This is a genomic window from Microcoleus sp. PH2017_24_DOB_U_A (assembly GCF_020738205.1).
Classification (GTDB): domain Bacteria; phylum Cyanobacteriota; class Cyanobacteriia; order Cyanobacteriales; family Microcoleaceae; genus Microcoleus.
Genome location: NZ_JAEQCT010000155.1, coordinates 1 through 11,319 on the forward strand (window position 1 = coordinate 1; position 11,319 = coordinate 11,319).

General features: G+C 45.8%; 8 protein-coding genes and 1 pseudogene. 7 read left to right on the forward strand and 2 right to left on the reverse strand.

What is annotated here, in order from left to right; genetic code table 11:
- Positions 1 to 66 precede the first annotated feature (66 nt).
- Complete coding sequence (locus JGK07_RS31080) at positions 67 to 2,523, reverse strand: ATP-dependent helicase (protein WP_293193648.1); 2,457 nt, start codon at positions 2,521 to 2,523, stop codon at positions 67 to 69.
- A gap of 282 nt (positions 2,524 to 2,805) precedes the next feature.
- Between JGK07_RS31080 and JGK07_RS31085 the strand changes: the two genes are divergently transcribed.
- Entirely contained in the window at positions 2,806 to 3,822 is a 1,017-nt protein-coding gene (locus tag JGK07_RS31085) for a DUF4349 domain-containing protein (protein ID WP_293218950.1), read from the forward strand.
- A 488-nt stretch (positions 3,823 to 4,310) separates the two neighbouring features.
- Here JGK07_RS31085 and JGK07_RS31090 read toward each other — a convergent pair whose 3' ends face one another.
- Entirely contained in the window at positions 4,311 to 5,405 is a 1,095-nt protein-coding gene (locus JGK07_RS31090) for a RuBisCO accumulation factor 1 (protein ID WP_293218952.1), read from the reverse strand.
- 156 nt (positions 5,406 to 5,561) lie between these two features.
- On the opposite strand from JGK07_RS31090, the gene JGK07_RS31095 reads away from it, so the two are divergent.
- The 6 genes and pseudogenes from JGK07_RS31095 to JGK07_RS31120 all read left to right on the forward strand — a co-directional run bounded on the left by JGK07_RS31095 (position 5,562) and on the right by JGK07_RS31120 (position 11,231).
- The gene (locus JGK07_RS31095; RefSeq protein WP_293184734.1) at positions 5,562 to 6,506 is read left to right on the forward strand and encodes a response regulator; all 945 of its coding nucleotides are present in this window, start codon (positions 5,562 to 5,564) and stop codon (positions 6,504 to 6,506) included.
- Between the two features lie 151 nt (positions 6,507 to 6,657).
- Positions 6,658 to 7,359 (forward strand): bifunctional demethylmenaquinone methyltransferase/2-methoxy-6-polyprenyl-1,4-benzoquinol methylase UbiE, encoded by a 702-nt coding sequence (ubiE, locus tag JGK07_RS31100; RefSeq protein WP_293184736.1) that lies wholly within the window; start codon positions 6,658 to 6,660, stop codon positions 7,357 to 7,359.
- Between the two features lie 162 nt (positions 7,360 to 7,521).
- Positions 7,522 to 8,754, forward strand: a complete 1,233-nt coding sequence (locus JGK07_RS31105; protein ID WP_293184738.1) for a DUF445 family protein — start codon at positions 7,522 to 7,524, stop codon at positions 8,752 to 8,754.
- A 164-nt stretch (positions 8,755 to 8,918) separates the two neighbouring features.
- Positions 8,919 to 9,227, forward strand: coding sequence for a DUF3493 domain-containing protein (locus JGK07_RS31110; RefSeq protein WP_293184740.1), 309 nt, complete (start codon positions 8,919 to 8,921; stop codon positions 9,225 to 9,227).
- Between the two features lie 335 nt (positions 9,228 to 9,562).
- Entirely contained in the window at positions 9,563 to 10,138 is a 576-nt protein-coding gene (locus tag JGK07_RS31115) for an alpha/beta hydrolase (RefSeq protein WP_293184742.1), read from the forward strand.
- A 730-nt stretch (positions 10,139 to 10,868) separates the two neighbouring features.
- A pseudogene (locus JGK07_RS31120) lies at positions 10,869 to 11,231 on the forward strand (DegT/DnrJ/EryC1/StrS family aminotransferase).
- The last annotated feature ends 88 nt before the right edge of the window (positions 11,232 to 11,319 follow it).

Consider the following 11,319-nt stretch of genomic DNA (forward strand, 5'->3'; position numbering starts at 1 on the left):
TGTTTTTTTGATCGAGCTTTTGTTCTCCAAGTTTGCGGAGTTCGCGGTTCGTTCCAAAAATCTATTTTACAACATCACATTTCCCGGAAATTGCTGTTTCAAAACAGGCATCACCGGACAAGGTTTTTGCTCTTGCAAATTCTCGGGTTTGTTCCAAGTAAAAGGCCCTTTCTTCGCCGCGGCCATCCACAGCAAACTTTTGGCCCGCGTCATTGCTACATATAGCAATCGAAACTCTTCTGCTGTTTTCAAATAACCTGCTTGTTCCCACGCTTCGCCCAGATTTGGTAAAGGATGTTTTTCGTGCAAACTTGCTCGAATTTGAGCTCTCGCTACTTCAGCTAAAGTGAAATCTCCTAAAAATCTAGTTTGTGGCAAAACTCGCAAACTTCCGGGGATTGTTTGGTCGTGCAAAAATGGTAAAAATACACAATCCCAATCTAATCCTTTAGCTTTGTGCATGGTAATAATTGTTAGTTGACCTTTGCTGGTGTAGCGTTCTTCTATTTTGTCATCTGCATCTACAGGCTCAAATCTTTCTGAACTAACAATTTCGCCCAGCACTCCCAAAATATTGCTCATTGAATTGTTACCGGCTGTTTGGATTGCTACCCGTTCTGCTAATTTGTCGGCGGTGGCTAATTCTGTTTGGTCGTATTGCAGGGCTAAGGCTAAGAATGAGATGATTTGGTAGGGCGGCAGTTCTAAACGTGCTTGCAGCAAACCGCAGCAAAAATAACGGCATTTGCGGACTGGATCTGACTGCTGGGGGTCTAGCGGGCCTGGGTAGAGGAATTGTTCGGGGCTGGTGGCAAAGGCATTGTAGTCTTGTTTGGGGATGAGTTGTCGATCGCTCAAAATCTTTAAGGCTGCTTTCAGGTAGTCTGGTGAGTGCGGGCGATCGAGAAATTGCAGCAATGTTAATATTTCCCAAGGTACTTGAGAATGTCTGTCTCGTTCCCCGACATCCTCAATTTTAATCCCGTATTTGCGTAAATCGCAGCTCAATCCGTGTTTTTCCGGATTTTCTAGGACTTCTTTGATAAACTTGCCTTGTTTGTTTTCCCGCACTAAAACAGCCATTGATTTTAGATTTTCTACTGGCAATTTAGGGCGATTTTCTTCATCCCTCGATTCACTGCCCGATTGAATATTTTGCTCGTGACTTTCCCAGACAAAATCCGCAGGTAAAAATTCCTCTACTAACTCAATTACCCGCTTTCCAATTAACTCAACTGTCTGGTAAATATCGCGGGGAGTATGCAATTCTAAGCCTCGACCTATGGGGGCAGGATTGGCATTTTGCTGCGGGTCATCGCTGGGAACTGGCTTGATAGTTTGGGATCGAAAAGGCTGTTCGGTTCCCGCTAATTCTGAGCGGTTTACCCATTGCAACATAAAGTTAGCTGCATCAATAATGATCTGGCTACTGCGGCCTGCACCGTCCATTGTCGCCAACTTGTTTTCAACTTCGCATTCGTCACAGAATTGGTTAAAATAAATCGGATCGGCGGGAGTAAAGGTAGAATTAATTGCTTGATTTGGGTCGCCAACTCTGATAAAATTAGGAGGTGAATTAGGACGATCGGGATCTTGAGCTAATATTTTCAAAAGCTCAGTCTGTAAAGGTGTCGAGTCTTGCGCTTCATCCTCAAACACGGCAAATACTTGCTTTTGTTCCATCGCCCTGGCGCCCGGATTGTCCAACACCCGCAAAGCTGCTAAAATCATCTCGTCATAATCGATGAATTCCCGGCTTCTCAACAAAGCCTGATATTTTTGATATAAACCGCCGGCTACCGCTAAAATTTCATAACCATCGCCAGAATTAATATCGCCCATTTTTAATAACTCTTCGGGAGATAAACCCGAAGATTTCGCCTCGTGAATCACAGTTTTAGCTAACTGCGGCAAAATCTCTGTCCGCAAAACCGATTGTCGCCGCAATCTCTCCGTTTCTTCTCCATCAAATTGTTGTCCTTCCAACAAAACTTGATATCTGCGCGGATTTTCCGCGATCCAAAGTTCTACACAAGTGCGAATTAAGCGGTGACTTTGAGTTGGAGTGACTAACGTCGAATTTTCGAGATTTAAACCCGACAAATCGGGATGGCGCATCGCAATATTTAAAGCTAAACCGTGCAAAGTGTGTACGGCAAAACCGCCTTGGTATAAAGACAATTGTGCCAATCTTTCCCGAATTTTAGCTTTAATATTAGCAGCAGCCGATCGCGTAAACGTCACCACAATTAACTGACGGCGGTTGTTAAGTCGGTTGCGGGCGATCGCAATTGCCGACGCAGCAGCCATTCCTGTAGACTTCCCGGCCCCTGGAACCGCCGAAACCGCAAGGGGGCCGCCCGCCCAATCCGCCATCTCGTGCTGGCCCGCACGCAAGCTGTCGCGAATTTTACCGCAAGCGGCAGCCAAAAGCGCGGCGGGATCTAACTCGGAGAAAGTGCTGTTCGGGCGATCGATCTCGGCAGTCGATCGACTAAAATCAGTATCAAATTCATCAGTCATAATTACATCCGCGTTTATCCGCGTTTATCTGCGGTTAAAAATCCCCAAAAATTCACCGAATAGCAAGGGTTTGAAGCCCCAGCATGAAGGCAGATTGTGATAAGAACGGAGTTTAAATCTCCGCTCTTATCACTTCGCTGTCAACTGTCAACTGTCAACTGTCAACTGTTTAACTCTACCGTTTCCATTTTGGTATCGGCTCAACAAACCCTATCTATGCGAGCTTAAATTAAAACCAGCATAAAATTCAATACCCAAGCCTTTTTATAGGAAAAATCCCCAATGAAAACTCACCTCAAAACCAATTTTCCACCACACCAGCCAAACCCAGCCAACAACAGCACAACTCGCTTTGCAGTTGTAGCATTCTTAACTTTATCCTCAGCCATTGCTTTACCAAGCTGTGCAACTTCCTCCCCCAGCGGCTCCACAAACGGCTTTGCTTCATCCCGCAGCGCCGAAAAGCAAATTGCCGCATCTGCTCCCCAATCCGAACCCGCACCTGTAAGCACACCCGGAGGCGCAGCGTCAAAAGTTGCTGCTGACACCGCAAAAAAACCAGCCGCAGAAACTCCAGCAACTGCTCCCCAACTGATTAAAAAAGCCGAACTCAGTGTAGTTGTCAAATCTATTGACAACAGCACTAAATCTGTCACCGAGATTGTGAAAAAACAGCAAGGCGATATCTTGGCTTTCCAAAACCAAAAGCCGCCGGATTCTAGCGTGCGCCAAACCGCAACTATGCAGATTCGGGTACCTCAAGAAAAGTTAGAAACTACTTTAAATGCTTTAACAAAACTCGGAAGTGTCGAAAACCGAGGGCTGACGGCTGAGGATGTTAGCGATCAATTAGTTGACAGCGAGGCTAGGCTCCGCAACCTGCGAAAATCCGAGGAAGTTGTGTTAAAAATTATGGAGCGATCCGGCTCTGTTGGCGACGTACTCAAAGCTTCTCAGCAGTTGAGTACGATTCGGGAGTCGATCGAGCGCATCGACGCTCAGTTAAAAAGTTTGCGGAATCAAGTAGCCTATTCGACTATTAGTTTAACTCTAGAAGCAGCAGTCTCGGCCCAGCAAGAACCGGAACCTTCTCTCGGCTTGCGGGTGCAGGAAACTTGGGGACAAGCGACTCATTCTGTGGGCGAATTAACTTTAGGTTTGTTTGCTTTGGGCATTTGGCTGTTGGCTTACAGTCCTTATTTCGTAGTAATTGGGGCGGCGACTTATGGTATAATTCGATTTAAGAAACAGCATTCAGTTCCGAAAGTTCAAGAACCGAAACCGCCTGCTACAAATTAGTCATGGGGCATGGGGCATCGGGCATTGGGCATTGGGCATTGGGCATTGGTAGGGGCGGTGCCCCCGTGCCCGCCCTCTTACTCTTACTTGTCATTAGCTAGCGACGCACCAAGCACCGAAATATTGCGATCGCACTTGATATCATTCCCAGCACTTCTGAACGCAACAGTTACTCTTATGGCGGATTAATCTTTAGGTACGTAGTTGCGCTTCAGCGCTCTTTGCGTATATCTATGAAAGAGCGCTAAAGCGCAACTACGTACCTTTTTGATTTAATGTAACAGTTGTGCAACTCCTGCCCAAATTCAGAATCGCAGATAATATAAGGTGCGTCGCGGTGAGATTGTCAATCTTTGTTTAGGAATTTTCGCTCGCGACACACCCTATGAATGACTGTCAACTGTCAACTGCCAACTGTCAACTGTCAACTGTCAACTGTCAACTGTCAACTGCCAACTGCCAACTGCCAACTGTCAACTGCCAACTGACTAATCGTCAATTTGCCATCCATCTTTGGTATAATCTTCATCCACAATCTTCTTCGGACGCATCACCAAAACAACTCGCCCCAAAATCGACAACTGCGGGGATGTTTCAAACCACTGCAATTCTAGATTCCCCCCGTTATCGGCGAGGAAATAACTCTCAGCATCCCACTGTCTTTGGGCGCGATCGGCAATAATCAAAACTTCTTCAACTTTACCTTGCAGCGGTACCGGCAGTCGATCGCTCATTTCCAAAACCGCCACCGGATCTTCCGCGTTCAAAATTACCTGCCATCCGGGAATCGCCACCCAAGCTCCAGCTCCGGAAAATTTTACCATGCGAAACGGCTCGATTTCCTCCGGCAAAGGCACTGCCAGCAAATCTGACGTAGAAAGTGGCAATTTGCCTACAACCGGGACAATCCGAGGCAGTTGTTCCTCGGTATCGAGCCTGTAAACTGGTAAACGAGGCGCTTCCCGTCTCGGAACTACAGTAAAATCCACCAACAATTGCTCGATTTGCGCCCTAGCAGTTTGGCTGCTAGCTAATTTTAAACCGCGAGCAATTAAGCGCGATCGCTCTTGCAAATCGCTTTTTTGTCTCGCCAACTGCCAACACTGGTAAGCTACAGCATCCCCAGGAGTGTCTGTGAACCCCTGCGGGAGACTCCCGAAGTGCGAAAACTCCTTCATCGCCTTAGCAACTTGGCGGGAATCATCAACATCCAAATTGTGGGCCAACATCAAAGCTGCCGCTCCGGCTCGCTCTGCTTGCGAAAGAATCCGAAATTCGTATAAAATATCACTACCTTTCCGCAGAAAGTGCGATCGAACTTCATCCGAAGCACCAGCATTGACCATGCTGGTGTAAACTTGTGCTGCAACGCCGACCTGATTTTGTTGAATAGGCTCAAAACCAGTTTGTTCAAAAATCTGCTGAGAGTTGCAGCCCGCTTGCAACAGTGCCGTGCAGGCTTGTCCCCACTCTACCCAGGTGCCTTCCTTGCGGCGGAGCGATCGAATTAACTTTTCCACATCCACAGCATCAGTGGAGGGTGCAGGTTTAGAAGGGGAAGAATCTTGCGGTGTATCAGTCATAATTGAATCAAAAATCAGCGTTGAGTTATGTGTAATTGGATACTAGCAAGGCTCGTGTCGCGGGAGAGCGATAGATTTATGGTAAGGGAGTTATGAGACTATTGTTACAGAATAGTTGCTCGCCTAAATTTACAAAGGGGAGTTTATCGTATTGTTATGGATAATGCCATTCCAGAGCTCGATCAAATTAAACGCCAGCTCATGACACTACACCGACCAAAAAAACCCAAAATGCTGGTAGTAGACGATGAACCAGACAATCTGGATTTACTCTACCGCACTTTTCGACGAGATTTTAACGTGCTCAAAGCTGAGAGCGGGATTCGCGCCTTGGAAGTCCTCGCCATTGAGGGCGAGGTCGCCGTCATCATTTCCGACCAGCGGATGCCAGAAATGAAGGGAACGGAATTTCTCAGCAAAACCGTGCCGCAGTTTCCGAATACGGTCAGAATTATCTTGACTGGTTTTACGGATATTGAAGACTTGGTGGATGCGATTAACTCCGGACAGGTTTACAAGTATATCACCAAGCCTTGGGACCCGAACGAATTGAAAATGGTGGTGCAAAAGGCGGCCGAGACTTATGAAGTTCTCAAGCAGCGGACTGAGGAATTGCATCGCGCCCAAAATCAAATACAACTGTTAGCAACCATCATGCAAACCGCTGTGGATTATCCGAGTCTGGAAGCAACTTTAGACCCAATTGCTATTGCTGTGAGCGATAATTTTTTGGCTGATATTTGCATTTTGCAACTGGTCGAAGGCACTGCTTTAATGCCGGCTCAAGGCACTCACACCAGCGGTAAAACTGTGGAAAATTGGCTGGCAGATGACCCTCTGGTTCTAGAAGCGATTTCCTCTCAAGCTATTCAGGGTGCTGTGAATATTGCCAGCGACGCAGCCCTAGCGAGTCTGCCACACTACCAAAAATCGGGCATTCAAGCTCACTTGGCTGTTCCGGTGATTCACAAAGGTCGATCGATCGCCCTGATATCCCTTCAGTGGAAGCAACCTTGTTCCCTGCGCCCCGACGAACTCACAACAGTTCACCTCGCCGCTCAACAAGTTGCTTTGGTATTGACGAGTTTTCAGGGTGATTAATTAGTTGACAGTTGACAGTTGACAGTTGACAGTTGTTAGGAAAGCAGTGGTCAGTTGTTAGTAGTCAACAGTCAACAGTCATTCGTAACAAACAAATAACAAATAACTAATAACTAATCACAAATAACCAATAACTAATAACTAATCACAAATGACTAATAACGCAGAAGAAATTAAAACTATATTTAATCGAATTGCACCAGTTTACAACCAATTGAACGACTGGTTAAGCTTGGGGCAGCACCGGATTTGGAAGCAAATGACGGTGCAATGGAGCTGTGCGGGCCCCGGAAATACTTGTTTAGATTTGTGCTGCGGCAGCGGCGATATAGCTTTGCTGCTGGCAAAACAAGCAGGGCCTACCGGTTCGGTATTTGGAGTAGATTTTTCTGCTGAACAATTGGCCGTTGCAGGTAAGCGCGATCGACCTTTTCTCACTCCTGCAAGTCCCATTACCTGGGTAGAAGCTGACGCCCTAGACTTGCCTTTTGCCGACAATTACTTCGACTGCGCCACCATGGGTTACGGCTTGCGTAACGTGACGGATATCCCCCGCAGTCTTCAGGAATTGCACCGCGTCCTCAAACCGGGCGCAAAGGCTGCTATTCTCGACCTCCACCGCCCCAGCAATTCCCTGATGCGGAGCTTTCAGCAGTTTTATCTAGATACTCTCGTGGTTCCCATTGCTCAGCAATTTGGCATGACTCAAGAATATGCCTACATTAATCCTAGTTTAGAAAAATTCCCGATCGGCGAGCAGCAAGTCGCGATCGCCCGCCAAGCCGGATTTGCCACCGCCACCCACTATCCCATTGCCGGAGCTATGATGGGAGTATTGGTGTTAGTCAGTTGACAGTTGACAGTTGACAGTTGACAGTTGCTATTAGTTATTTGTTACTTGTTACTTGTTACTTGTTGTTCCATTTTCCAATAACCGATAACCAATAACTAATAACTAATAACTAATAACTAATAACCAATGCCCCATGCCCAATTCCCAATTTCCCAATAATTGATGAATCCCTCTGAACTTTGGCTGTTGTTAGCCCCGCCTGTAGTGGGAGGAATTATTGGCTATTTCACTAACGATATAGCTATCAAAATGCTGTTCCGCCCCTATCGAGCTATTTACATCAAAGGGCGGCAGTTGCCTTTCACTCCCGGCTTGATTCCCCGCAACCAAGAGCGCTTGGCTAAGCGAATTTCCGACACAATCATGGGTTCGCTGCTGACGCCGCAGGAACTGCAAAACTTGGCGCGCCGCCTCCTTCAAACTGAGCGGATGCAGTCAGTAATTCTCTGGCTGTTGCAGTTGGCCCTGGATCAAGTAAAGGCAGACACAGAGCAAAAAACTGCTAAAATTCTTGCTAACATTCTGCGAGACTTGCTCGGGGAATCTGTGCCGCGAATTCTCAAAGTTTTGGCGCGCCGGGAAGATTTTTTAGAAGCTCAGCTAAATCAAATTTTTGACCAAGTTTTGCTGGAAATTCAGCTAACTGACTCTCAAGCTGGTCAGTTGTCTGATTGGCTGTTGCAGGTAGTAATACCGCCAGAAGTGCTGCGGCAGGCTTTGATTGACTTTTTGACCGATCGCAATATTTCGATCATCGACGAAGGATTTCGAGAAAAAACCAGCGGCACTTATTGGGTAGTAGCCAATTTGTTTGGTTTGCGTAACACTTTAACTCGGCTGCGGACTTTTTGTCTGGATGACAGACAAGTCACAAATCAGCGGCTAGCAGAGTTAACGGTTTCCTTGGGAATTCGCGGGCGACTTCAGGAATGGCTGCAAAATTTGTCGATGCAAAACTTACCGGTTTCGACGGTGAGACAATTGCGAAAAACTATGCGCGACAGTGTTCGCAGCTACGTTCAGGAGCGGGGTACAGAGGTACTTGACGGGTTGAGCAAATCTATTGACTGGGAAAATATTTCGCGGTTGATTCTCAATCGATTGCAAACTTCAGCGGTGATGAGCGCTTCCCTAGAAATTGTGAGCAAAGAACTGGCTTTGGTGTTAGATCGCTATCTAGAGCGGGATTTAGAAAATATTGTAGCTCAGGCTATCCCGATTTTGAATATCGACCAGGTAATTATCGATCGAGTAAAAGGCACTTCTCCCGAAGAGTTGGAGCTAGCAATTCAGGGAATTGTCAAAAGTGAGTTGCAGGGAATTGTAAATTTAGGAGGGATTTTGGGTGTTTTTGTCGGCTGTTTGCAGACAGTTGTGATGTTGATTCAGCGATGATTTATTCCGGAACTTGTGAGATATTTGTTGTACCCTACCTAATATTCATTGGACTGACACACCAGTCACAAAAATTTGGTTTTTGGGCAGTATTTTGCAGCATATAATTATACCTGCAACCGAGTTTTTTGTCAAGTATCCTAATTCACCTATTCTCTAAATTTATGGCAGCCCCAAATTCTGACGATCGCCCTTACATCCCAAAAAACCCCCGCAACCTCAGCCGCCAACAATACGAGCGTTTAACCGCAGAAATGGCCACTCCCTACCGGCCTCTGCGACAGTTTGTGTACGTAGCTTGTGGCGCTTCGGGCTTTATCGGCGGCGTAGTTTTCCTCGCCAAAATTGCCTCGGGCCGGGAAATTGGCTCTGCTTTACCCAATTTTGCTCTCCAAGTCGGAGTCGTGGCTCTGATGGTGTTCCTGTTTCGCCTGGAGCAGCGCGCCGCAGCACGATCGCCCAAGTCCAAGTAACAAAGCTTTACAAATCTACACAACAAGATACCTGAGGCAATGAAAAGTTATAATTATAAAGAAATTATTACGAAACCCTGGTTTGCGATCGATCCCTGTCATTATAGGTAGGTGGGTTCAATTGGGGTCAGCAAATTTAAAGATCCTAATCATAAACCGCTTCTAACTCGTTCAATTGGGGTCAGCTTTCATAAAGACCCTAAATATATTAAATAAATTTAAGCCCAGCGCCAGCCTTCACTGATAGAAGAGTTGGCGTTGGGTATTTTGCTAGGAGCGGGTGATTGCCAAATGTGTCAAAGTCTAATTAGACAAAAAAGTTGGAATATTTTACTATGAGCAAGTCATTTTGCAAAGGGCGGTGGACGTTATTTTTAGCCGCAGGTGTGGGAATCGTACTTTACAGCAGTGTGGCGGCGGCGGCCGAAAAGGTAGTCCTCAAATACAGTGCGATCCGAATGACTTTACCAGTCAGCGAATTAGAAATTTTTGCAGAAACTGGGAAAATGTCACCCGGGCTAGAAATGCTGCTGGGAAAGGCAAAAAAAGACCCGGAAGTGGTTCGCCGCAGTCTGATGAGACCGGTGAAAGTTAGTCAAAGCTTGTTGGATCGGACGCTCAACAGTAAAGTTGGGGAAATAATTCTCGATGAAGTGGGTCAGGTAATTCGCACTCCTTCTGGGAAAGCAAATCGAGAAGCTTTGCGCGAGGCCTTGGTGCTGTCGGCAACTAATGATAACGAGATTACGCTGCTGGAAGCGATGAAGAATTATCCTGCTCCAGAGGTTAATGTTGAGGGCGATCGCTTAGTTGAAGCTTACGGCAAACTTGTAGCTTTGTCTGAACAATTTGGTGGCGCTTCAGAACGGCTGCAAGACATTTTAAACAAGATTCGCCTGCCTAGATTGTAGGGGATTTTGTGAGCAGCGGTTGATTTGTGCGATCGCACAATTTTTCTAAAGCTACATAAATTACAGCGCAGTCACACTAGATTTGTGCAAAACTTGCCTGATTTTTAACCCGACTGTAAAACAATGTAACTGCTGGCAAACTCCCAACATGACGAGAATCAGTCATTCCCAATTCTCAAATCTCAAATTTAAAACTGTAGAACTTGACTCTCAAAGAAGTCTCGGAATCGATGTTCGATAGTTTACTAAAAAAATGAATATACTCTCCGTATAACTGTTTATTCGTTAAGGAATATTTCGCAAAAAAATGCAGGCAAGACCTTTTACCAGAAAGAATTGGTTGAAAGCCCCAAGCCTTTGAGGGAGAAATGAAAATCAGACTATTCATTACTCCAATCCTCGGACTTAAGGGTAGAGGTCGCTCTCAAACTGTCAACTGTCAACTGTCAACTGTCAATATGTGGCTTAGGATAGAGCAATCATATCAAAGTTAGGGACTTGCAGAAAAACAGCCTGTCATTTAATCTCGTGCTATGACAGGTGTTATTAGGCAACGAATTCCCTAAAATTCTTGACTAAACAAGTTAAAGATACACAGGGTTAAGAAACAGGATTAATTGACAGCATCTCAAATCAAATAAAATCACAATTTTTAGGGTCATCGAAAATTTGAGGGTAGTAGAGTTTCACTCCATCAGCTCTATTTACTTAATTGAATAAAACTACCAACATGAATAACAATCCTATTCGTTCAAAAGACCGTTTCTTGGTTTTTGGCGCTCCGGCGATCGAAGATGCGGAAATTCAAGAAGTGGTCTCAACCATGAAAACAGGTTGGTTGGGTACAGGCCCGAAAGTCATGACTTTTCAAAATGGCTTCAAAGCTTACAAGGATTCCGAACACGCGATCGCAGTCAACTCTTGTACGGTGGCACTGCACTTGAGCATCCTCGCTGCTTCGGTAAAACCCGGGGATTAAGTCATTACTACTCCGATGACTTTTTGCGCTACAGTTAATGCGATCGTCCACGCCGGAGCAACACCGATACTGGCAGATGTAGATCCGGTGACAATGAATATTGACCGCTCGTAAAAACCTGGACAAAGCTACCCAAAAGTAGTCAATGTTAGACATCTACGTTAGTAATTTTAGTCCACAGTCCTAAAACTACAGGAATAAA

Excerpts from the sequence above, each read along its gene's own strand:
- JGK07_RS31080 (WP_293193648.1), bottom strand. The coding sequence starts at position 2,523 with ATGACTGATGAATTTGATACTGATTTTAGTCGATCGACTGCCGAGATC.
- JGK07_RS31085 (WP_293218950.1), top strand. The coding sequence starts at position 2,806 with ATGAAAACTCACCTCAAAACCAATTTTCCACCACACCAGCCAAACCCA.
- JGK07_RS31090 (WP_293218952.1), bottom strand. The coding sequence starts at position 5,405 with ATGACTGATACACCGCAAGATTCTTCCCCTTCTAAACCTGCACCCTCC.
- JGK07_RS31095 (WP_293184734.1), top strand. The coding sequence starts at position 5,562 with ATGGATAATGCCATTCCAGAGCTCGATCAAATTAAACGCCAGCTCATG.
- ubiE (WP_293184736.1), top strand. The coding sequence starts at position 6,658 with ATGACTAATAACGCAGAAGAAATTAAAACTATATTTAATCGAATTGCA.
- JGK07_RS31105 (WP_293184738.1), top strand. The coding sequence starts at position 7,522 with ATGAATCCCTCTGAACTTTGGCTGTTGTTAGCCCCGCCTGTAGTGGGA.
- JGK07_RS31110 (WP_293184740.1), top strand. The coding sequence starts at position 8,919 with ATGGCAGCCCCAAATTCTGACGATCGCCCTTACATCCCAAAAAACCCC.
- JGK07_RS31115 (WP_293184742.1), top strand. The coding sequence starts at position 9,563 with ATGAGCAAGTCATTTTGCAAAGGGCGGTGGACGTTATTTTTAGCCGCA.